This is a genomic window from Denitrificimonas caeni (genome assembly GCF_905120345.1).
Lineage (GTDB): Bacteria > Pseudomonadota > Gammaproteobacteria > Pseudomonadales > Pseudomonadaceae > Denitrificimonas > Denitrificimonas caeni_A.
Window position 1 is genome coordinate 1 of sequence record NZ_CAJHOA010000007.1, and the last position, 22,097, is coordinate 22,097.

The window sequence follows — 22,097 nt, forward strand, 5'->3', positions numbered from 1 at the left end:
GATTTATGATTGAATTTGAAGACCGCTTAACGGATTATATTTAACCTTGGCAGTTACACAGAATCATTTACAGGGTCTCAGTAAACCCAGCTGAGCGGTGTTGCGTAATAACCATACGCCGCTGATACCGCAAACCAACATCAATACGGTAGGAATCTGCAAGCCGTGATACAGCACTCGAATACTATCAGCATCAAGTCTCCAAAAAGCAGGCTTACAAGTACCACTTTCCAGCATATTTTTATCCGTTGCCATTAGCAGTTTTATTGTTATGTCGTGACATTTCACTGTCTCAACTTATGTGGATAGGTAGAGTTTGAATGTTGCCCATGTAAAGCATGCAAACATCCGTTTAATTTTTAGCAGCCAACATTAATCGTATTGACCTACTGTCCACAAGCCCAGAATGCGAAAAACCTTACGCAGAGCGAATAAACCCTAGACCATCAGCTTAACTCATAAAAGCTTTTATGCTTGCATTGTGTTTGCCCTTAATCGTATCGCCCACTAGAATACTCTGATGCATGATGATATCTCACACTTATTAAACGCCCTCAACGAAGCCCAGCGTGAAGCTGTTGCTGCGCCCATTGGTCAACAACGTGTTTTGGCGGGCGCTGGCTCCGGTAAAACACGGGTATTAGTCCACCGTATTGCTTGGCTCATCCAAGTTGAAGGTGCCTCACCACACAGTATTTTATCGGTCACTTTTACCAATAAAGCGGCTGCGGAAATGCGCTTGCGCATTGAAGACCTACTTGGGATCAGTCCTGCGGGCATGTGGGTTGGTACTTTCCATGGCCTAGCCCACCGTTTACTACGTGCACATTGGCAAGAAGCCGGTTTAGCCGAAGGCTTCAGCATCCTTGATGGCGATGATCAACAGCGTTTACTCAAACGTGTGATGCGCGAACTGCAGCTGGATGAACAACGCTGGCCAGTACGCCAAGCGCAATGGTTTATTAACGGACAAAAAGACGAAGGCTTACGCCCGCAGCACATTCAAGCCGGTGGCGATCTATTTCTCGCCACCATGCTGCAGATCTATACGGCTTACGAGGCGGCTTGCGCACGTGCTGGCGCTATTGATTTCGCCGAACTCTTGCTTCGTGCTCTAGATTTATGGCGTGACAACCCAGGTCTGCTGCAGCATTACCAACAACGTTTTCAACACATTCTCGTCGATGAATTTCAAGATACCAACGCCGTACAATACGCGTGGTTACGTTTACTGGCACAAGGCGGCAAAAGCTTAATGGTGGTTGGTGATGACGACCAATCCATCTACGGCTGGCGTGGCGCAAAAATTGAAAACATCCAACAGTTCTCCAGCGACTTTGTAAATACGCAAAGTATTCGTCTCGAACAAAACTATCGTTCTACTGCCAATATCCTCAAAGCCGCCAACGCTTTAATCGATAACAACCAAGGTCGGCTTGGCAAAGAACTCTGGACAGAAGGTGCTGACGGCGAACCCATCAGCCTCTATAACGCCTATAACGAATATGATGAAGCGCGTTATATCGTTGAGTGCATTGAGCAAGCGCTACGTAAAGGTGAGCTAGCACGCAGTGATATTGCTATTTTATACCGCTCCAACGCTCAGTCTCGTGTTCTAGAGGAAGCATTATTAAGTGCGGCAGTGCCCTACCGTATTTATGGCGGCCAGCGCTTTTTTGAGCGCTTGGAAATTAAAAACGCCTTAGCTTATCTGCGTTTATTACGTAGCCGTCATGATGACGGTGCAATTGAGCGAGTCATCAATGTACCGACCCGTGGTATTGGTGAAAAAACCATCGAAACAGTCCGCCAAGCAGCACGCGAACACGACGTGTCGTTATGGCAAGCGATGCAGTTGTTGATTAGCCAAAAAGCTCTAGCGGGGCGCGCCAGTAATGCCCTACAGGGTTTTGTTGATTTGATTGAGCAATTAGCCATCCAGACCCACGATTGCGAATTACATGCCGTCGCGCAAATCGTTATAGAGCAATCGGGCCTGATCAAGTATCACCAAGAAGAAAAAGGCGAAAAAGGCCAAGCACGTGTGGAAAACCTTGAGGAGCTGGTCAGCGCAGCGCGCAACTTCAAAAAGAATGACGATCTCGACGATGACTTACCGCCACTGGTGGCTTTTTTAGACCATGCGGTACTGGAAGCCGGCGACACCCAAGCTGATGAGTTTACCGAGGCGGTGCAGCTGATGACCTTGCATAGCGCTAAAGGTCTGGAGTTTCCGATTGTCTTTATTGCCGGTATGGAAGAAGGCTTGTTTCCACACAAAATGAGCCTAGAAGAACCCGGTCGTTTAGAAGAAGAGCGGCGCTTAGCCTATGTGGGTATTACCCGCGCCATGCAACAACTGTATCTGACGTGTGCCGAAACACGACGTCTATACGGCTCTGAAACGTACAACAAAGTCTCGCGTTTTGTTCGTGAAATCCCATCCGAACTCTTACAAGAAGTGCGGATGAATAATAGTGTCAGCCGTCCGTATCACAGCAACCGTCAGGTGCAACACGCTACCAGTAGCCTATTTAGTGGTACAGAAATACCACAAACAGAATTCAAGCTTGGCCAATTCGTCAGCCACACGGTATTTGGTGAAGGGGTTATTTTGAATTTTGAAGGCGCTGGCGCGCAAGCACGTGTACAAGTTAACTTCGCTAACGACGGTATCAAATGGCTGATGGTGGCGTATGCCAAACTGCAACCATTATAACGATCATCCACTTTTATATTGAGCTCAACGAGGACCCTACATGAAGCATAGTCAGAGCTTTACTTTTGCAGCCATTATCACGGCTTGCTTTACCCTACTGGGCTGCAACCAAGAGCCAGCCAGTCAAGCAGATAGCGTTGCTATCCCAGAAGAAACATTCACTTGGAAAATGGTGACGGCTTGGCCGAAAAACTACCCCGCCTTAGGCACCTCTGCTGAACGCGTGGCTGAACGTATCAACAGTATGAGTAAGGGTCGTTTGACCATTAAAGTCTACGCCGGTGGTGAGCTGGTGCCGCCACTGGAAGTGTTTGATGCGGTCTCCCGTGGCACTGCACAAATGGGCCATGGCGCAGCCTACTACTGGAAAGGTAAAACAGATACCGCACAATTTTTTACCTCTGTACCCTTTGGTTTATCAGCCATTGAGATGAATGCGTGGCTGCATAAAGGTGACGGTTTGAAGCTATGGGAAGAAGCCTATGCCCCGTTTGGCGTTAAGCCCTTCGCTATTGGTAACACCGGTATGCAAATGGGCGGCTGGTTTAACAAAGAAATTCATAGCTTAGATGACCTTAAAGGTTTAAAAATTCGCATGCCAGGTTTAGGCGGCGAAGTTCTCAATCACTTAGGCGCAACCACGGTCAATCTGCCAGGTAGCGAAGTATTTACCGCACTGCAAACCAATGCGATTGATGCATCAGACTGGGTGAGCCCGTATAACGACTTAGCCTTTGGTTTGCATAAAGCGGCCAAATACTATTACTACCCCGGCTGGCAAGAACCACAAGCGGTGCTGGAGCTGATTATTAATCAAGCAGCATGGGACAGCTTACCGAGTGATCTGCAAGCTATCGTCACTGAAGCCATTCGTGCAGGTAACGCCGATATGCTCGATGACTTTACTTGGAACAATGCTCGCGCCTTAGCTGAGCTTAAAGAGGCGGATGTACAATTGCGCCGCTTCCCTGATGAAGTATTGCAAGCAATGCAAGCAGAGTCAGCTAAAGTACTGGATAACCTAGCCAGTAAAAGTGATCTGAACCAGCGTATTTGGGATTCCATGCAAGCGTTCCAGAAACAAATCACTCTGATGCACGAAATATCAGAAAAAGAATTGTATAACTGGCGTGATTAACTGTCGCGGCTTGCTCTTAGTAGAGAGCACTGATGTCATAACCCTACTCCTGTCAGCACGCGCAGCATGCACCAGTGCCGACCTATTAAATTAACTGACAATAAAAAGGTACTTTATATGCAACGTTTTCTCAGTATTGCCTTAGCCCTGTGCTTAGGCTTAACGTTCAGCTTAGACGCTGACGCACGTCGTTTTGGTGGTGGCAAATCATTTGGATCAATGAAGCACCGTCAAACACAACAACAACAGCAAAAACCTGCTGCAACACAAGCACCGGGTAAACAAGCGGCAGCGGCTGGTGCCAGACCAGGCATCGGCGGTATGTTAATGGGCCTTGCTGCTGGCGGCCTGCTGGCCTCTATGTTTATGGGTGGAGCCTTTGAAGGCTTACAAATCATGGATATGCTGATTTTTGGCCTGATTGCTTTTGTCATCTTTAAGCTGATTGCCAGCCGTCGCAGGCAAATGCCGCAAGCAGCGACCGCTGGTGGTCCAGCTATGCAACGTGAAGCACATACGCCAACACAAAATATCTTTGGCAGTACCGCGTCAGCCGCAGCGACTGTAAAGCCAGTGATCAATGCCCCTGCCTGGTTTAATGAAAGCAGCTTTTTACAAGCGGCAGAAGGCCATTTTAATTCTCTGCAACAGCATTGGGATGCCAATGAGATGGAACAGATTGCCGAGTTCGTTACTCCGGAAATGCTGACATTCTTAACCAATGAGCGCAGCAGCCTCGGTGACGAGATGCAGTCCACCTATATTGACGACCTGAGCTTACAACTGGATGGTGTTGATGAGGAAAACGGTGTCACCATTGCTACGTTGACCTTCCACGGTGTTGCGAAAACGTCACGCTTTGATCAAGGTGAAGCCTTCTCGGAAAGCTGGCGCATGGAGCGTCAACAGGGCGACAACCAACCTTGGTTAATCGCTGGCATTCGCCAAAACGCTTAAATTTCCAACACGAATCTGCAGCGGTAGCCTCTAACGGCGCCGCTGTAAGCATTCAATGCTGCCCCGCAATTAATCGAGTGAGAATGCCGTGGAAGAAGTCATCGACGAGTTACGTGAGCGTAATGAGCCTGTCCCTGTTGCGTTAGAACTACCCGAAGAAGAAACCCTCGTAGAGATTCAAGAGCAAATTTTGATTCACCTACCTTTTGCTTTACGCGAATTTCTATTGACCGTCAGCGACGTTGTTTATGGCCGCCTCGAGCCTGTTACCGCCAGCGACCCTCACTCTCATACCTATTTGCCTGACGTGACAGCTACAGCGTGGGATCTTGGTTTACCACGCCACTTGGTGCCTGTCTGTTATGACCCACCGCTGTATTACGCCGTCGAGGAAGACGGAGAAGTGTTTGCTTGGGACTCAGAGACGCAGGAGATGCTCGACGAGACATGGGAAAGCGTCTGGCATTGGGTACGTGACGTCTGGCTGGAAAGCTAAGTAAGATCAGAGTAAGGTAGCATTGCTTTTTCAAGTGCATAGGTTTATTGCACCCAACACAACAAAAAGAGAGCGCTATGGAACCCGGATCTTCAACACTGACCATGACTGTTTTAATGACACCAGATAACGCCAATTTCTCTGGTAATGTGCATGGCGGTACCTTACTCAAATACTTAGATGAAGTCGCCTATGCTTGTGCCAGTCGTTATGCAGGTAGCTATGTCGTCACGCTATCGGTCGACCAAGTCACCTTTCGTCAACCTATTCATGTCGGCGAGCTGGTTACTTTTCTGGCCACAGTAAACTACACAGGGCGAACCTCTTTAGAGGTCGGTATTAAAGTAGTCACGGAAAATATTCGTGACAAGCTGGTCAGACACACCAATAGCTGCTTTTTTACTATGGTGGCGATTAATGAAAATGGGCAAACAGTTGAAGTACCTAAACTGATACCGCGCGGTGAAGATGAAATCAGACGCTTTGCTAACGCGCAAGAGCGCCGTGCAATTCGCGCTGAATTAGCCGAGCGCTATAAAGCACTTAAAGGCGACTAACTGTCACCTAAGTACAGATTGCAAACGACCCAGCCGATACTCTCGATCTGGGTCGTTTGCAATTAAGCGTCAGTTACACATGCTTTATACATCAATATTGTTTTCGACTTCCTGTACCTTACCACCGCGCGCTAAAAACTCTTCCATCGCCTTAGCTAAGGCATCACGCTCTTTTTGCTTAGCTTCGACAGACGGCAAGTCATCAACACTCACCGCCGCCTTGGCTTTTGCGCGTGACGGTGTGACCACCGCATCAGAACCATCATCAACGCTATCGTCAGCGACATCATCAACGTCTTCGACATCGTCATCAACGTCGTCGATATCTAAATCATCAGCATCAACGTCGCTATCATCGCCCGCATCTAATTCTTCTGTTTCTATTTCTTCATCAAACATAGTCAACCTCAAGCCTGCCTTCAGCAAGATAGTTTTAAATCTAACGCCAAAAAAATTTAGCGCCTAAATTGGGTTTAGCATAATGTCTAGCGATACTGGATGGCAATAAGATGTGCACAGCGCACTTAAAGCAGCCAACTGGCAATCACCGGTTATGCGTTGGGCGCGCATTCTAGTGTGATAAAAAGAAAATAACCACGATAATAAATTCTTTTTTAATATTTCTAAAAACCGCTGGATTAGACGGCGCGTTGCCTATAATAAGCCGTAAAAAGCACTAAGGCGCAACCCCACAAGAGCTACGCCTTAGTCGTATTGATACACCAGGGTAAAACAGCGTTAAAGAGCAGCGCGCACCCAGTAAACCGATAAAATTTATCTGATTAAATAGCGTCGGAGCCCGTTTCGCCAGTACGAATACGTACAGCTTGCTCTAAGCTGACCACAAAGATTTTACCGTCACCAATTTTGCCTGTATTGGCAGCTTTGCTGATAGCCTCAATCACACGGTCGAGCTGCGCAGCAGAAATCGCTACTTCAATTTTCACTTTAGGTAAGAAATCAACAACATATTCTGCGCCACGATACAGCTCTGTGTGACCTTTCTGCCGGCCAAAGCCTTTCACTTCAGTCACTGTAATACCTTGTACGCCAATTTCTGACAATGCTTCACGTACATCATCCAGCTTAAAGGGTTTGATGATGGCGGTAACTAATTTCATACAGTATCTCCGAGATTAAATGACTTATCATTCAAGCCAATTTTTAACATGCTTAGGCTCAGCATCTACGTATTAAGGATCTGGACTGGCGCGCATCACGCATTTATACAGTCAGTGAAACAGCAGCTACTGACAATATTTGAGCAGACACAGAAATACAATACGCTTTTTTGTAAAAACATCTGCACAGCCTATCAGTAACTGTAAATTATACCCAAGATTGCAGCGCTTCTCTTAGTTTTCATCGACATTCATATCTGCGCTGACGTGCTAAACTAAAACCATCATGATTAAGGAATGTTTTTATGTTACCGCCTAAGGCCTTATTTGACAGTATCAGTACCCATGCCGCACGTTTGCTGGGCAGTGAAAATCCGCTACCACGTGCTGAAGTTGAAGCGCAGCTTAAAGCACTATTACAAAGCGCCTTTAGCAAGCTCGACTTAGTCAGTCGGGAAGAGTTTGACAGCCAAATGGTTGTTCTGGCGCGTACCCGTGCCCGTTTAGAAGCGCTGGAAAGCACAGTTGCTGCTCTGGAAGAGCAGCTAAGACACACTGCACCTTAATATATAAGCAACACCCGGTTAGCCGCTTGCCAGATAAAGCTGCTCTGTAATGAAGATCAAGGAGGATCTATGTCACTCGCTATTATTCACAGCCGTGCACAAATTGGTGTTGAAGCGCCTGCTGTTAGTGTAGAAATTCATCTAACCAACGGTTTACCCTCGCTAACCATTGTTGGCTTACCCGAAACAGCCGTACGCGAAAGCAAAGACCGCGTACGCAGTGCGATTTTAAATAGCGCACTTGAGTTCCCACGCAAGCGTATCACTCTTAATTTAGCGCCTGCTGATCTGCCTAAAGAGGGCGGCCGTTTTGATTTAGCTATTGCCTTAGGTTTATTGGCTGCCAGTGCACAACTGCCCGGCGGTTGTCTTGATGGTTTTGAGTGTTTAGGAGAACTGGCCCTCTCTGGTCATCTGCGCCCCGTGCGTGGTGTGCTACCAGCAGCGCTAGCAGCACGTGCTGCAGGAAGGGCTTTAGTGGTTGCCTTAGCCAATGCCGAAGAAGCCTGTTTAGCCACGGGTTTAAAAGTCTATGCGATTGACCATTTGCTGGAGTTGGTCAGTCACTTTAATCAACAAACTGTTTTAAAGCCTTATCAATCACAAGGCTTACTACCACAAGCCACCAGTTACCCTGACCTTCTCGAAGTACAAGGCCAAGCAGCAGCCAAACGTGCGTTGCTAGTGGCTGCTGCAGGACGGCATAATTTATTACTCAGTGGCCCACCCGGTACGGGAAAAACCTTACTGGCCAGTCGTCTCCCCGGTCTATTACCACCGCTGACTGAACAAGAGGCTTTGGAAGTCGCTGCAGTACAGTCGGTGGTTAATATTGAGCCGTTACGTGGCTGGCCACAGCGGCCCTTTCGACAACCCCATCACAGCGCCTCAGGTCCTGCTTTAGTCGGCGGCGGCAGTCGTCCACAACCCGGGGAAATCAGCTTAGCTCACCAAGGTATTTTATTTCTAGATGAGCTACCTGAGTTCGATCGCAAAGTTCTTGAGGTACTGCGCGAGCCTTTAGAGTCAGGTTATATTGTGATTGCCCGGGCCCACAGCAAAGCGCGTTTTCCAGCACGCTTCCAATTAGTCGCAGCGATGAACCCATGTCCTTGTGGTTATTTTGGAGACCCCAACGGCCGTTGTCGCTGCAGCCCAGAACAAGTACAGCGTTATCGCCATAAGCTGTCTGGCCCTTTACTCGATCGGATTGACCTGCATATCAGCGTCGCCCGTGAAACCACCTCATTGAGTCAGCCGAAAGAGCAGGGACTCAGCTCTGCAGAAGCGGTTAAACAAGTCTGTGCCGCACGCGATAGGCAGCTAAAGCGCCAAGGTTGCAGTAATGCGCAACTGGACTTAAATTCTTTACACCAGCACTGTCAGTTACAGGATGAGGACCGTATTTGGCTTGAGCAAGCCAGCGAGCGTTTAAACTTATCATTACGCGCGACTCATCGCGTGTTGAAAGTAGCACGAACCTTAGCCGATCTAGAAAACACCGTGACCATTGCTCGTAGTCATCTCGCCGAGGCGTTGCAATATAGATTTAACGAGCAGCAATAACAACAAACAGCAGCACGCTTGCAATAAGTGCGCTGCTCAACAGACTTAGTCAGCTTTAGGCTTAGGCTTCTTGGGTACTAAATACTTCATTAAGCCCTGAAACCACATCACTAACATGGTATTGCCTTGAATCTGAATATTTTTATCTTGAATGCCCTGCATGAATGCCAACTGTTTGTTTTTCGCATTCATTGTGGCAAAACCAAAGGCGGCATCTTTAAAGCCAATCGAAAATGCCGGCTCGTGCGCCACACCTGAGCGGCTTTCTAAACGATTATTTTTCACCACAAAATGCCGCGCAACCTTGCCATCCAAAGTATGCAACATAAAGGTTAAGTCTTTACCGTCCAGCTGCTGTTGAAAAGCAGGATTAGTTTTGCTGGCCTTCTTCATCATCCGACCAAGCATCCAGAGTAAAAAACGAAATTTCATTAAACAGTTCCAATAAGCCAATAAATATCGACCAAGGATCGCACGATAGTCACATACTGACCAGAGCCACGTTACAATTTCGCTATGATTTTTACTATCAGCAACGTATTTCTGTGCACTCATGCCTTAACAACAGCATTAAGCCGTGTTGATCCACGAACAGTTGGACGCAAATCATCGATTAATGCGTGCTAAACTGGCAGCATATTTTCAGCAAGTAAGCAGCACTGTGCTCTCCAATACCTCAATCACTACTGCCACTGACTGGCACACCAACCCAACCGCGGTCGCCGCATTAAATGACTGGCTGTTTGATCAAGGCTCGCTAACCCAACGCCTGACGCAATTATGCCACAGCAGCTTCACGGTACAGTTGCTGGCGCAAGGTTGGCAAACCTTGACAGACGATGAGTGCCAGGCATTAAACATCGCTAGCAGCAGCTGTGGCTGGGTACGCGAGGTTTTTTTATGTGATGGCACGCAACCTTGGGTCTTTGCTCGTAGCGTGGCCAGTCAAACAGAGCTGCACGACTCAGATTTTGATATCAGCCAGTTGGGCACTCGCTCACTGGGAGAACTATTATTTAGCCACCAAGCCTTTAGCCGTGGCACGATGCACATCTGTCAGATATCACCTCTGCAACTGCCCTTGCAGGCTCAACAGCATGCTACACATACGACTCAATTATGGGCTCGACGCTCACGCTTCCAAAATCAAGGATTGGGCGTACTGGTCGCTGAGGTTTTTCTACCACAACTTTGGCAAGATACTGGCCACTCAGACTTTAATCGTTTTAATCCACGTTAAACTCAGCCAACCCCATACCGCGGAGTCTTTTATGTATATCAAACTGCTTAAGTCCTTTAATCGTCTACACCCTCGAGCTTGGGATTTTATTCAGTTGATGCGCTTAGATCGTCCCATTGGTATCTATCTATTGCTCTGGCCGACACTATGGGCGCTATGGATTGCCGGCGATGGCACGCCCAGTGTTAAAAATGTAGTTATTTTTGTTCTTGGCGTTATTTTAATGCGCTCAGCGGGCTGCGCGATCAATGACTTTGCCGATCGCGGTATTGATGGTGATATTGCGCGCACCAAGAACCGCCCGATTGTCACTGGACGCGTCAGCGCTAAAGAAGCGTTAATCACTTTTGCTATTTTAATTGCTATCAGTTTTTGCTTAGTGCTCTTCACCAACAGCCAAACCCTCTATTGGGCCTTTCTGGCTGTTGGCTTAGCCGCGCTCTATCCTTTTACTAAGCGCTACACCTATTACCCTCAGGTGGCGTTAGGTGCTGCTTATTCATGCAGTATTTTATTAGCCTTTAGCGCCGAGACAGGCTCAGTTCCTGCAGCCGTTTGGCTCATTTATAGTGCTAATCTGTTGTGGACCATTGCCTACGATACCTACTATGCAATGAGCGACCGCGAGGATGATTTAAAAATCGGAGTGAAGTCCACCGCGGTACTCTTTGGCACAGCAGATCGGACGATTATTCTAAGCTTACAAAGCGCTGCTGTATTATTACTGCTGCTCGCAGGTAATAGTTTTGCCTTAGGCGGTTATTTTTATCTGAGCTTACTGGCTGCTGTCGCTTGTTTTGCTTGGGAGTTTATCCATACGCGTCAACGCGATGCACAATCCTCACTAGAGGCATTTTTGCACAATCACTGGGCCGGCTTTACTATCTTTTTGGGTATTGTTGCGCATTATGCTTTTGCAGCTTAAACCTACTCATCCAAGATCCCAAGCAAAATGACATGCCCAACAGGCCGTATTAAATGCCTGTTACTCGCCGCCCACGGCAAAGTTAGGCAAGCTGTTAATCGGCTGGTTAAAGTCAAAAGGAATGGACTCAACGGCCAGTCCGACATTACGTTGCACCACAAAATGTAAATGTGGCCCAGTACTGTTGCCGGTATTACCAGAGCGCGCCAACAGCTGACCTTGTTCTACGCGCTGGCCCTCGCTGACGCTAACTGAGTCTGTTTGCAAGTGCAAATACACACCCATGGTTCCATCGTCATGCAAAATACGTACAAAATTGCCGGCTGGATTATTTCCGCGCCCAGTTTGTTGGCTTTCAGTGGTCACCACAACGCCTGCGCGGGCTGCCACAATCAGCGTGCCTTCAGGCATAGCGATATCTAGCGCATAACGACCTTTAGGGGTGAAGTGGCTGTACTTACCATTCGCGCCTTGAGTTAAGCGAAATGGGCCACCGCGCCACGGCAGGGGATATTGATCAGTCGTAGGTAATAAGCCTGGATCACCTAAGGCATAACGCAGCTTAGGCGTGTAATGCATCGACCGAGCTGCGTCTGTAGGTACCAAGGTTAATACATTACTTTTACTGCGTGCTGGTATCACCAAACGAATCGGTGACTTCATCTCACCCGCAAGATTAATTTGCTTTTCAAGGGTTAATTCAATTTCCACTGGCGCATATAAATCATTGCGCACCAGCAGCGTTTCACCTACGGCGTGCTTCTTGGTTTCCAGCTTTACATCATTATTGAGGCGCTCAACCATACGGTCGTTAAAGACAAATACTTGAGCGCCTGTTTTGGCTTTATCTGTATAAGTTACAACACCATTTTCATCGGTGTATTTATAAACAGTGAAAGCAAAGCTCTGACCACTCAGTAGCGTTAAAAGTGTCAGCAGCAGAATTTTTTTACACATAATCTATGCCCAAAATATGCCTTGCAAGGCAATATAGTAGCGCTCGCAGTGATGTTAGAACGCAATCAAAGAAAATATGCCCAGATGAACTGAACCACAGGCTACTATTCGTTTAAAGCATAATCGCACTTATGCGCTGGGAGAAAAATGCCGTTGTGTGGTGCCGCGTGCAATTAAACGCGATAAGTAATCCATCTTCTTAGGATCACTGTCGACAAAACGGCACGTCACTTGCAACCATTCACTATCAGGTCGTGATTCTAATGCACTAACGGCGTGCACATAAGCATTAAGACGCGCCACTTCAGCTTCTTCGCCTTGCTCTAAATCGAGTACAGCGCTGTCCAAAATCTGCGGTAAGGTGTTACCACGTTTAACCACCACCAGTGCATCCTTCAAACTTAGCGCTTTAATCACGCAAGCAAACTCACCGTTAGATAAACGCAACCGACCTTGGCCTTGTTCACGTACCGTACTACTGCTTGTTGCTGCAGAAACCGGTGTTAGAGAAGCAGCGAGTAAAGGTGAGCTAGTCGGCTTTTTTAAGACTGATGGCGCGACAGACGTCTGTCCAGTTAACACCGATAAAGAGTCATTCGCCACACCTGTGCTCAATATTTTGCTCGGAGCAGAGGCTGTTAATGCCGCTAACCGCCCGCTACGCGTTAGAGCTTTAGTGACCTTGCTGGTTAACTGCTCTTGAGTAAAAGGCTTACCAACGTAGTCGGTCACACCCGCCTGAATGGCTTGTACGACATTGTCTTTATCGCCACGGCTGGTCACCATAATAAACGGCACAGTCTTAAACTGCGGCTGCTGGCGGAACCACTCAAGCAGCTCTAGACCGCTCATTTCTGGCATTTCCCAATCGCACAAAATCAAATCAAAATCTTGCGTTGAGAGTATCTGTTGCGCTTTCAGCCCATTCACGGCTTCTTGAATTTGAATACCGGGAAAATAGCTACGCAGACCTTTCTTAATCAAGTCACGAATAAACGAGGCATCATCAACAACCAGCACATTCACTTTACTCACTGATACCCCCAACCCTACAACCATAGCGCCGCTAGCGCTTATCGAGCATGCTCCATAAACGCTAGAGTATTCGAGACTTAAGCTTGAACGTCTGCACCGGCTTGCATGCGCTGTAACTCTTGCGCATAGAGCGCATCAAAGTTAACAGGAGCCAGCATCAGAGCAGGGAAAGAGCCACGCACCACTAGACTATCTAAAGTTTCACGCGCATAAGGGAATAAAATATTTGGACAGAATGCGCCCAGTGCATGCCCTTTAGAAGCAGCATCTAGACCTTGAATCAGGAAAATACCCGCTTGCTGAACTTCAGCAATAAAAGCCACTTCTTCACCCGTTTTAACGGTCACGGTTAAAGTCAGGACTACTTCATGGAAATCGCCTTCTAAACCGCGCTGACGGGTATTAAGGTCCAGCTCAATGCTAGGATTCCACTCTTCACGAAAAATCTCTGGGCTTTTTGGTGCTTCAAAAGATAAATCTTTGACATAAATGCGCTGTAAAGAAAACTGTGAAGTTGGCTCTTCCTGTGCAGCTACAGTGTTGTTGTGTTCGCTCATCGGTGTTTTTCCCCTTAATTCTATAATAGTTAAATGAACTGCTTATCTAATAAACTAGCGCATCTTGTACAGTAACGACGAATGGTTTTCTAGCTGGCTAATAGAGAGTCTAGTTTACCAGCACGCTCAAGCGCAAAAAGCTCATCGCAACCGCCGACATGCAGCTCATCAATCCAAATTTGTGGTACTGATGTACGCTTAGCTTTTGCAACCATTTGCGCACGCAAATCAGCTTTACCATCCACTTTTATTTCTTCAAAAGCGACGCCTTTACTGCTGAGCAAATTTTTTGCCCGAATGCAGAAAGGACACCAGTCACTTGAATAGATCATTACTTTAGCCATTTTATTTCACCACAGGCAGGTTTTCACTGCGCCAGCCCGTAATACCACCGGATAAGCGTGCCACAGTAAAGCCTGCCTTTTTCAGTTCTGAACACGCTGCACCGGCATTAATGCCAGAAGCACAGACCACAATAATAGTTTTATCTTTATGCTTTTCAAGCTCAGCCATTCGGGTTTTCAGCTGATCATTGCTGATATTGACTGAACCAACAATATGTCCTGTTGCAAACTCTTTCTTCGGTCGGATATCGATGATAAATGCCTCATCTCGATTCACCATAGCAGTGAGTTCACGCGAACTTAAATTGCGCCCCGAGTTACGGGCCTGTTGCAGGATAAGCAGGACAACAAGCACTAAAAATGCGCCGCTGAGCACATAGTGAACAGTAATAAACTCAAGAAACTTGGCAAGCGTGTCAGCAATCATAATTAGTATCCAAAGCGTTAGAATTGGCAAAGTATACACAGACCTACGCATTCTCTGAACCACTAACAATGACGCGCCGAGCACATCCAGCTAAACTTAGCCTATATTCTGTCATTTACTTGCGAGCTAATCCTTATGCATGCCACGCCTAAACCTCTAGTTCTGGTTATTCTCGACGGTTTTGGTCATAGCGACTGCCCTGACTACAACGCCATTTACAGCGCTAATACCCCCGTCTATGACCAATTGCGGGCGCAATATCCCAACAGCCTAATTTCTGGCAGTGGTATGGATGTCGGTTTACCCGACGGACAAATGGGTAACTCTGAAGTCGGCCATATGAACCTCGGCGCTGGACGCGTGGTGTATCAAGATTTTACCCGAATCACTAAAGCCATTAAGGATGGTGATTTTTTCACTAATCCGGCACTTAGCAAAGCAGTCGACCAAGCGGTAGAGCATGGCAAAGCCGTGCATATTTTAGGTTTACTCTCTGAAGGCGGTGTACACAGTCATCAAGATCACCTCATTGCAATGCTTGAGCTGGCCGCACAACGCGGTGCTGAAAAAATTTATTTACATGCCTTCCTAGATGGTCGCGATACCCCGCCACGTAGCGCACAGCCGTCGATTGATGCGATTGAAGCGGCGTGCGCCAAGCTGGGCAAAGGCCGTATCGCCAGCCTGATTGGTCGCTACTATGCGATGGATCGTGACAATCGTTGGGATCGTGTCGAACAAGCGTGGCAGTTGTTGGTAGACGGCCAAGGCATTCATCAAGCCGCTAGTGCTACTGCGGCATTGGCTGAGTCCTATGCTCGCGAGGAGTCGGATGAGTTTGTTAAAGCCACCAGCATTGGTGAGCCAGTGCGAATGGAGGATGGCGATAGCGTGATCTTTATGAACTTTCGTGCTGACCGCGCACGCGAGCTCAGCCATGCCTTTTTAGATCAAGATTTCTCTGGGTTTAATCGTCAACGTCTGCCACAACTGAGTCAATTTGTGATGCTCACTCAGTACGCTGCTAATTTACCCGCACCCAGCGCCTTTGCCCCCACAGCATTGGTTAATGTACTGGGTGAATACTTGGCTAATCTTGGTAAAACCCAGCTGCGTATTGCCGAAACAGAAAAGTACGCCCATGTTACCTTCTTCTTTTCTGGCGGTCGTGAGCAGCCTTTCGCTGGAGAAGAGCGTATTTTAATTCCATCACCGAATGTCGCCACCTATGATTTACAGCCGCAAATGAGCGCACCTGAAGTCACTGACCGCATTGTTGAAGCCATTGAAAAACAGCGGTATGACGTCATCGTCGTCAACTATGCCAACGGCGATATGGTGGGTCACACGGGTGTGTTCTCCGCTGCCGTACAAGCTGTAGAGTGCCTCGATGCATGTGTAGGACGTATTGTTACGGCTCTAGATAAGGTTGGTGGTGAAGCGCTTATTACCGCCGACCATGGCAACGTTGAACAAATGGAGGATGAATCAACTGGGCAAGCGCATACTGCGCATACCTGCGAGCCGGTGCCTTTTATTTATGTTGGCAAACGTCCTGCCAGCATGCGTGTCGGTGGTGTATTGGCGGATGTTGCGCCGACCATGTTGACGCTGATGGGCTTACCTATTCCCGTTGAAATGACAGGTCGCAGTATTGTTGAGCTGAAATAACACGACTAACTCGAGTGTAGTGACTGTACTCAGCGCTACACTCGGGTTTAATCTTCTAACTTAGCAGGCTGTGTGCTGCGCTATTTTTAGGCATAATCACACCCTTGTCTCGTTCAGGTTAATCTCCGCCATGTTGCGCACATTTCTCTTTATTTTACTTAGTTGTGCATTCACTGTTGCCGTGGCAGATGATCAACGTGCGCAAACTCAACAACAGATTGCCCAGGCGGCAAAAGATATTGCTGAGCTGAAAAAACAATTAAGCAAAATTCAGCAAGAAAAATCCACTGCCGAACAGGCTCTGAAAAAAACCGAAACTGAAATTGGCGAGCTAGAGAAGCAAGTTAATACGCTGAAACAGCAGGAAAAAGCTACTGCACAAGAGCTACTCGAACTGCAGAAACAGCAAACTCAATTAAAAAACTCACGGCTTGAGCAGCAAGAATTGATTGCCATTCAAGCGCGCGCAGCCTACCAAGCAGGCCAACAAGAACCGCTGCGATTATTATTGAATCAGCAGCAACCGGAAAAATTCTCCCGCAACCTGACCTACTATCAATATATTGGCAAAGCGCGCCAACAACAAATCAATACATTTAATGATACTTTGCGCCAAATAAACGACATTGCCACAGAAATCAGCAAACAACAAAAAGCGCTCGCCGAACAACAAAACGCTCTGCTTAGCAAACAAGAAACGCTTAAGCTGTTACGTCAGCAACGCCAGCAAAAAGTCGCCACGCTTGATCAGCAGCAACGTAAAGAAACGCAATCACTGAAAACACGGCAAACCGATCAAGACGCGCTGAATAAAGTATTAAAAACTATCGAAGAAACACTGGCACGCCAAGCGAGGGAAGCGCAAGAAGCCGAACGTAAGCGTCAACAACGCATCGCTGAACAGCAACGCCAGCAAGCACAAGAGCTACTTGCTAGCAGACCATTCAGCAGCCCTAGCAAACAGCCCAAAAGCCCCATGGTGTCCACTGCAGTCACCCATAACGGCGGCTCATTTGCCAGTGTCCGCGGTAAACTGCCTTGGCCAGTGAACGGCCGTCTGATTGCCAACTTCGGCAGCGCTCGCGGTGATACCCGTAGCAAGTGGGACGGAGTATTAATTAGCTCGCAACCCGGCACACAAGTACGCGCCATCCACTCAGGTCGTGTAGTATTCGCCGACTGGTTACGCGGTGCTGGATTACTGATTATTGTTGATCACGGGGATGGTTACCTCAGCCTCTACGGCCATAATCAAAGCCTATTAAGCAGCCCGGGTGATATTGTGCAAACCGGTCAAGCAATATCGACCGTGGGTAATACTGGCGGCAATGACCAAGCAGCCCTCTACTTTGCTATACGACAAAAAGGTCAGCCGACCAACCCAACATTGTGGTGTCGCACACAAGGCTAATGGAATGCCAAAACTAACTAGGAGTTACGTCATGCCCTTTACTAAAACATCTTTGGCTTCGGCTATATTAAGCACTTTGCTGATATTGGGCTTGATCAATACGCCAGCACTTGCGGTACCCAACTCTGCAGATGCAACGGCTCCCAGCGAAGTCTTGCCGCTCAATGACCTGCGCACCTTTGCCGAAGTTTTAGAGCGGATAAAGACGGCTTATGTCGAGCCCATTGACGATAAAACTCTGTTTGAGAACGCCATTAAAGGCATGCTCAGCAATTTAGATCCCCACTCCAGTTATTTAGAACCTGAAGCCTTTCGTGAACTGCAAGAAAGCACCAGCGGTGAGTTCGGCGGCTTAGGCATTGAAGTTGGCTTAGATGATGGCGTGCTGCAAGTCATTGCTCCGATTGATGATTCACCTGCCGCTGCAGCAGGTCTTGAAGCTCAGGATTTAATTATCAAAATTGATGATCAACCCACCAAGGGTTTGTCTTTAATGGAAGCCGTCGACAAAATGCGCGGCAAGCCTGACACCAGTATTCGTTTAACCATCGTACGCGATGGCCGCAAACCCTTTGATGTCAACCTCAAGCGTGCAGTGATTAAAAGTCGTAGCGTAAAAAGCCAGCTGCTAGAAGAGGGCTATGGTTTTCTGCGCATCAGCCAATTCCAAGTCAATACCGGTAGCGAAGTTGAGAAAGCGCTGAGCAGTTTAAAGAAAGATAATAAAGGCCAGCCGCTGCAAGGGTTGATCTTGGACTTGCGCAATAACCCGGGTGGTGTCTTGCAAGCCGCAGTCGAGGTGACCGATCACTTTATTAGCTCTGGCTTAATCGTCTACACCAAGGGTCGCTTAGCCAATGCCGAGTTGCGCTTTTCTGCTAATGCGGCTAACGCCAGTGCCGGCGTACCGCTGGTTGTCTTAATCAACGGCGGCAGTGCATCAGCATCAGAAATTGTTGCAGGTGCTTTGCAAGACCATAAACGTGCCGTATTGATGGGGACTGATAGCTTTGGTAAAGGCTCGGTACAAACCGTGTTACCACTGAATAACGACCGCGCCCTGAAGCTGACCACAGCGTTGTATTACACGCCCAAAGGCCGCTCAATTCAGGCACAAGGCATTGTTCCAGACATCCTCGTGGAGCGAGCAAAAATCAGCCAAGAAGACAGCTCTCTAGGTATTAAAGAGGCTGACTTAGCCGGCCACTTGGGCAACGGTAATGGCGGCCCTGATAAGCGCGGCACAGCGGATAAAGATAAAAAGCCACGCTTGCAGGATGAAGACTACCAAATCAATCAGGCGATAAATTTGCTGAAAGGCATGAATGTACTGAAAACCACTAGCGCTAAGTAATCTGTACTCGCCCCACAGGAGGCAATAAAAAACGGCATCTCAGCACGTCGCTCAGATGCCGTTTTTTATTCGTGCGAGCAAGGGTTAGTGAGCTTTAACGCACCACAATACCTTGGCTGGCTAAATAGGCTTTTGCTTCTTGGATAGTGTATTCGCCAAAGTGGAAAATACTCGCTGCTAATACTGCATCAGCCTTACCGAGTAAAATACCATCAGCTAAATGCTGCAAGTTACCCACACCACCCGATGCGATCACGGGGATATTGACGGCCTCACTGACTGCGCGAGTGACCCCCAGATCAAAGCCATTCTTCATACCGTCTTGATCCATACTGGTCAGCAGAATTTCACCGGCACCGAAGCTTTCCATCTTTTTCGCCCACTCAATCGCATCAATACCAGTTGGTTTGCGACCGCCATGAGTGAAGATTTCCCAGCGTGGCGGCTCACCAACAGCTGAAACTTGCTTGGCATCAATCGCGACAATAATCGACTGCGAACCAAAGTGTTGCGCCGCTTCCTGAACAAACTCAGGGGTAAATACTGCAGCTGAGTTGATCGAGACCTTATCCGCACCAGCATTGAGTAAGTTACGGATATCGTTGACGGTGCGCACGCCACCACCGACAGTGAGCGGAATAAACACCTGACTGGCCATGCGCTCTACAGTTTGCAGCATGGTGTCACGGCCTTCTAGCGTGGCGGTAATATCAAGAAAGGTAATCTCATCAGCACCTTGCTCGTTATAACGACGGGCAATTTCTACCGGATCGCCAGCATCACGAATATTCTCAAATTTTACGCCTTTTACCACACGGCCATTTTCAACATCAAGGCAAGGAATGATACGTTTCGCGAGCGTCATGCTGCTCTCCACAGAGTTCGATTAAGTTGCTGTATTGTTATAAAAAAAGCCCTTGTTTAAAAGGGCTTTTTAAGAAGAATTACTTGAAGCTATCGCACAAGGCTTGTGCCTCGGCAATATCCAGCGTGCCTTCATAGATGGCTCGGCCAGTAATAGCACCAACAATACCAGGCGCGCGTGCATCCAATAAAGATTGCACATCACCAATATGATGGATACCGCCTGAAGCAATCACTGGAATACGGGTAGCGCGTGCTAACGCAGCAGTAGCCTCAACGTTACAGCCCTGCATCATCCCGTCTTTAGCAATATCAGTGTAGACAATCGCGGAGACACCATCAGCTTCAAAGCGCTTAGCAAGATCAACCACTTGCAGCTCGCTGATTTCAGCCCAACCATCAGTTGCCACAAAGCCATTCATCGCGTCTAAGCCAACAATCACTTTACCCGGGAAGGCTTTGCACGCTTCAGCGACAAACTCAGGCTCTTTCACCGCTTTGGTACCGATAATCACAAAACTGACGCCAGCACTCACATAGTGCTCAATGGTGTCTAAATTACGAATACCACCGCCAATTTGAATCGGCAGATTAGGGTAACGTGCCGCAATCGCTTTGACCACGTCGCCATTCACAGGCTGACCTTCAAAAGCACCATTTAAGTCAACTAAGTGTAAGCGACGGCAACCCGCCTCAACCCACTTCGCGGCCATTTCCACTGGATCATTAGAAAAAACAGTAGAATCTTCCATACGCCCTTGGCGCAGTCGAACACACGCACCATCTTTTAAATCAATCGCGGGAATAATCAGCATTAAATCAGCCTGCCTAACGGTTAAAGTAATTAATCAACTCAGAACCTGACGCTACCAGCGCCCATCCCAAGCCACAAAATTTTGTAAAAGTTGCAAACCATGAGTATGGCTTTTTTCTGGATGAAATTGCACAGCAAAGCGTGCTCCATCAGCCAAGGCAGCCGCAAATTCGACGCCATACTGACAACTACCGGCCACTTGGCGTGAGTTATCAGCCTCAACATAGTAACTGTGCACAAAATAAAAGCGCGTGTGATCAGCAATGTTATGCCACAACGGGTGCGGCAAACGTTGCTCAACAGTATTCCAGCCCATATGCGGCACTTTTAAGTGCTGCTCGCCTTGATACAGCGTTGGACCGAAAGCACGTACTCGCCCAGGAAATAAGCCTAGACAGTCCACCCCACCATTCTCTTCACTGCTATCGAGTAAAGCTTGCATACCGACACAAATCCCTAAAAAAGGACGGTCGTTGCTGACCTCACGGATCACATCGAGCAACTGGTGCCGCGCCATTTCCGCCATACAGTCGCGAATTGCACCGACACCGGGCAGGACAATACGATCAGCATCGCGGATCACTTGTGGATCACTGGTGATTTGCACTCGCGCAGAACTAACATGCTCGAGCGCCTTACCGACAGAGTGTAAGTTACCCATCCCGTAATCAATTACGGCGATGGTTTGCATCACAGGCTGCCTTTAGTAGATGGCATGCGACCTTCCATACGTGGATCAATTTCCACTGCCATTCGCAGCGCACGGCCAAAAGCCTTAAACACTGTTTCAATCTGGTGGTGAGTGTTGATGCCACGTAAGTTATCAATATGCAAAGTCACCTGAGCATGGTTGACAAAACCTTGGAAGAACTCTTGGAATAAATCCACATCAAAGCCGCCAACGACTGCGCGAGTAAATGGCACATGCATTTGCAAACCAGGACGGCCAGAAAAATCTAAAGCAACACGTGACAGCGCTTCATCCATCGGCACATAGGAGTGACCATAACGGCGCAAACCACGCTTATCACCGACCGCTTTCGCAAAAGCTTGACCAATCGTGATACCCACATCTTCGACGGTGTGGTGATCATCAATATGCAAGTCACCGGTGCACTCAATATCTAAGTCGATCAAACCATGGCGCGCAACTTGATCAAGCATGTGCTCTAAAAAAGGCACACCAATTGCAAAACGTCCCTCGCCAGTGCCATCTAAATTAATTGTGGCCTTAACTTGGGTCTCAAGTGTATTACGTTCAACAGAAACCTTACGTTCGGTCATGATTTACTCCACCGCTAAAAGCCGCACGATACGGCCAACTTGTACCATTAGTTGCTTATTATAGGCTTGCAACGACGATGACCGCTACCGATAG

25 protein-coding genes are annotated in these 22,097 nt (G+C 47.9%); 12 read left to right on the top strand and 13 right to left on the bottom strand.

Annotation, left to right across the window (positions count from 1 at the left end; all coding sequences use genetic code 11):
* Positions 1-63: 63 nt before the first annotated feature.
* On the bottom strand, positions 64-255 hold the full coding sequence (locus JYJ62_RS12610) for a hypothetical protein (RefSeq protein WP_205342587.1): 192 nt from the start codon (positions 253-255) through the stop codon (positions 64-66).
* Between the two features lie 265 nt (positions 256-520).
* On the opposite strand from JYJ62_RS12610, the gene uvrD reads away from it, so the two are divergent.
* The 5 genes from uvrD to JYJ62_RS12635 all read left to right on the top strand — a co-directional run bounded on the left by uvrD (position 521) and on the right by JYJ62_RS12635 (position 5,867).
* Positions 521-2,719 (top strand): DNA helicase II, encoded by a 2,199-nt coding sequence (gene uvrD / locus JYJ62_RS12615; protein ID WP_205342588.1) that lies wholly within the window; start codon positions 521-523, stop codon positions 2,717-2,719.
* A 40-nt stretch (positions 2,720-2,759) separates the two neighbouring features.
* Positions 2,760-3,857, top strand: coding sequence for a TRAP transporter substrate-binding protein (locus JYJ62_RS12620; RefSeq protein WP_205342589.1), 1,098 nt, complete (start codon positions 2,760-2,762; stop codon positions 3,855-3,857).
* Positions 3,858-3,974: 117 nt separating this feature from the next.
* Positions 3,975-4,814 carry a Tim44 domain-containing protein gene (locus JYJ62_RS12625; protein WP_205342590.1) on the top strand — a complete coding sequence of 280 codons (840 nt, stop codon included), beginning with the start codon at positions 3,975-3,977 and terminating at the stop codon, positions 4,812-4,814.
* A gap of 88 nt (positions 4,815-4,902) precedes the next feature.
* Entirely contained in the window at positions 4,903-5,310 is a 408-nt protein-coding gene (locus JYJ62_RS12630) for an SMI1/KNR4 family protein (protein WP_205342591.1), read from the top strand.
* A gap of 77 nt (positions 5,311-5,387) precedes the next feature.
* A complete protein-coding gene (locus tag JYJ62_RS12635) occupies positions 5,388-5,867 on the top strand; it encodes an acyl-CoA thioesterase (RefSeq protein WP_205342592.1) in 480 nt (159 codons plus the stop codon).
* Between the two features lie 84 nt (positions 5,868-5,951).
* Here the strand turns inward: JYJ62_RS12635 and JYJ62_RS12640 are convergent, their stop codons facing one another.
* Both JYJ62_RS12640 and glnK read right to left on the bottom strand, forming a co-directional pair.
* The gene (locus tag JYJ62_RS12640) at positions 5,952-6,266 is read right to left on the bottom strand and encodes a hypothetical protein (protein WP_205342593.1); all 315 of its coding nucleotides are present in this window, start codon (positions 6,264-6,266) and stop codon (positions 5,952-5,954) included.
* 383 nt (positions 6,267-6,649) lie between these two features.
* On the bottom strand, positions 6,650-6,988 hold the full coding sequence (gene glnK, locus JYJ62_RS12645; RefSeq protein WP_205342594.1) for a P-II family nitrogen regulator: 339 nt from the start codon (positions 6,986-6,988) through the stop codon (positions 6,650-6,652).
* A 305-nt stretch (positions 6,989-7,293) separates the two neighbouring features.
* Here glnK and JYJ62_RS12650 point away from each other — a divergent pair, with 305 nt between their 5' ends.
* Both JYJ62_RS12650 and JYJ62_RS12655 read left to right on the top strand, forming a co-directional pair.
* Complete coding sequence (locus JYJ62_RS12650) at positions 7,294-7,554, top strand: accessory factor UbiK family protein (protein ID WP_205342595.1); 261 nt, start codon at positions 7,294-7,296, stop codon at positions 7,552-7,554.
* Between the two features lie 69 nt (positions 7,555-7,623).
* Positions 7,624-9,120 (top strand): YifB family Mg chelatase-like AAA ATPase, encoded by a 1,497-nt coding sequence (locus JYJ62_RS12655; protein ID WP_205342596.1) that lies wholly within the window; start codon positions 7,624-7,626, stop codon positions 9,118-9,120.
* Positions 9,121-9,165: 45 nt separating this feature from the next.
* Here the strand turns inward: JYJ62_RS12655 and JYJ62_RS12660 are convergent, their stop codons facing one another.
* On the bottom strand, positions 9,166-9,552 hold the full coding sequence (locus JYJ62_RS12660) for an SCP2 sterol-binding domain-containing protein (RefSeq protein WP_205342597.1): 387 nt from the start codon (positions 9,550-9,552) through the stop codon (positions 9,166-9,168).
* 145 nt (positions 9,553-9,697) lie between these two features.
* Between JYJ62_RS12660 and JYJ62_RS12665 the strand changes: the two genes are divergently transcribed.
* Together JYJ62_RS12665 and ubiA are read left to right on the top strand one after the other, a co-directional pair.
* Complete coding sequence (locus JYJ62_RS12665) at positions 9,698-10,360, top strand: chorismate--pyruvate lyase family protein (protein ID WP_232365788.1); 663 nt, start codon at positions 9,698-9,700, stop codon at positions 10,358-10,360.
* 31 nt (positions 10,361-10,391) lie between these two features.
* Positions 10,392-11,285, top strand: coding sequence for a 4-hydroxybenzoate octaprenyltransferase (gene ubiA, locus JYJ62_RS12670; protein ID WP_205342598.1), 894 nt, complete (start codon positions 10,392-10,394; stop codon positions 11,283-11,285).
* Between the two features lie 60 nt (positions 11,286-11,345).
* Here ubiA and JYJ62_RS12675 read toward each other — a convergent pair whose 3' ends face one another.
* The 5 genes from JYJ62_RS12675 to JYJ62_RS12695 form a co-directional block, all read right to left on the bottom strand.
* Positions 11,346-12,242, bottom strand: a complete 897-nt coding sequence (locus JYJ62_RS12675) for a peptidoglycan DD-metalloendopeptidase family protein (protein ID WP_205342599.1) — start codon at positions 12,240-12,242, stop codon at positions 11,346-11,348.
* 129 nt (positions 12,243-12,371) lie between these two features.
* The gene (locus JYJ62_RS12680) at positions 12,372-13,277 is read right to left on the bottom strand and encodes a response regulator (protein WP_205342600.1); all 906 of its coding nucleotides are present in this window, start codon (positions 13,275-13,277) and stop codon (positions 12,372-12,374) included.
* Positions 13,278-13,354: 77 nt separating this feature from the next.
* The gene (gene secB, locus JYJ62_RS12685) at positions 13,355-13,834 is read right to left on the bottom strand and encodes a protein-export chaperone SecB (RefSeq protein WP_205342601.1); all 480 of its coding nucleotides are present in this window, start codon (positions 13,832-13,834) and stop codon (positions 13,355-13,357) included.
* Between the two features lie 89 nt (positions 13,835-13,923).
* Positions 13,924-14,178: a glutaredoxin 3 gene (grxC, locus tag JYJ62_RS12690; protein ID WP_205342602.1), complete on the bottom strand. Its 255-nt coding sequence runs from the start codon at positions 14,176-14,178 to the stop codon at positions 13,924-13,926.
* Between the two features lies 1 nt (position 14,179).
* Positions 14,180-14,605: a rhodanese-like domain-containing protein gene (locus JYJ62_RS12695; protein ID WP_205342603.1), complete on the bottom strand. Its 426-nt coding sequence runs from the start codon at positions 14,603-14,605 to the stop codon at positions 14,180-14,182.
* Positions 14,606-14,740: 135 nt separating this feature from the next.
* Between JYJ62_RS12695 and gpmI the strand changes: the two genes are divergently transcribed.
* The 3 genes from gpmI (at position 14,741) to JYJ62_RS12710 (ending at position 19,041) form a co-directional block, all read left to right on the top strand.
* Positions 14,741-16,276 (top strand): 2,3-bisphosphoglycerate-independent phosphoglycerate mutase, encoded by a 1,536-nt coding sequence (gene gpmI, locus JYJ62_RS12700; protein WP_205342604.1) that lies wholly within the window; start codon positions 14,741-14,743, stop codon positions 16,274-16,276.
* Positions 16,277-16,406: 130 nt separating this feature from the next.
* Positions 16,407-17,687: a murein hydrolase activator EnvC family protein gene (locus JYJ62_RS12705; RefSeq protein WP_205342605.1), complete on the top strand. Its 1,281-nt coding sequence runs from the start codon at positions 16,407-16,409 to the stop codon at positions 17,685-17,687.
* A gap of 31 nt (positions 17,688-17,718) precedes the next feature.
* Positions 17,719-19,041, top strand: a complete 1,323-nt coding sequence (locus JYJ62_RS12710; protein WP_205342606.1) for a S41 family peptidase — start codon at positions 17,719-17,721, stop codon at positions 19,039-19,041.
* A 94-nt stretch (positions 19,042-19,135) separates the two neighbouring features.
* On the opposite strand, the gene hisF is transcribed toward JYJ62_RS12710, so the two are convergent.
* From hisF to hisB, 4 genes are all read right to left on the bottom strand, one after another.
* Positions 19,136-19,906 carry an imidazole glycerol phosphate synthase subunit HisF gene (gene hisF / locus JYJ62_RS12715; protein WP_205342607.1) on the bottom strand — a complete coding sequence of 257 codons (771 nt, stop codon included), beginning with the start codon at positions 19,904-19,906 and terminating at the stop codon, positions 19,136-19,138.
* A gap of 79 nt (positions 19,907-19,985) precedes the next feature.
* On the bottom strand, positions 19,986-20,720 hold the full coding sequence (hisA, locus tag JYJ62_RS12720; RefSeq protein WP_205342608.1) for a 1-(5-phosphoribosyl)-5-[(5-phosphoribosylamino)methylideneamino]imidazole-4-carboxamide isomerase: 735 nt from the start codon (positions 20,718-20,720) through the stop codon (positions 19,986-19,988).
* Between the two features lie 51 nt (positions 20,721-20,771).
* Positions 20,772-21,410, bottom strand: coding sequence for an imidazole glycerol phosphate synthase subunit HisH (hisH, locus tag JYJ62_RS12725; protein WP_205342609.1), 639 nt, complete (start codon positions 21,408-21,410; stop codon positions 20,772-20,774).
* A complete protein-coding gene (gene hisB / locus JYJ62_RS12730; protein WP_205342610.1) occupies positions 21,410-22,003 on the bottom strand; it encodes an imidazoleglycerol-phosphate dehydratase HisB in 594 nt (197 codons plus the stop codon). The genes hisH and hisB overlap by 1 nt, the downstream gene beginning before the upstream one ends.
* Positions 22,004-22,097 lie beyond the last annotated feature (94 nt).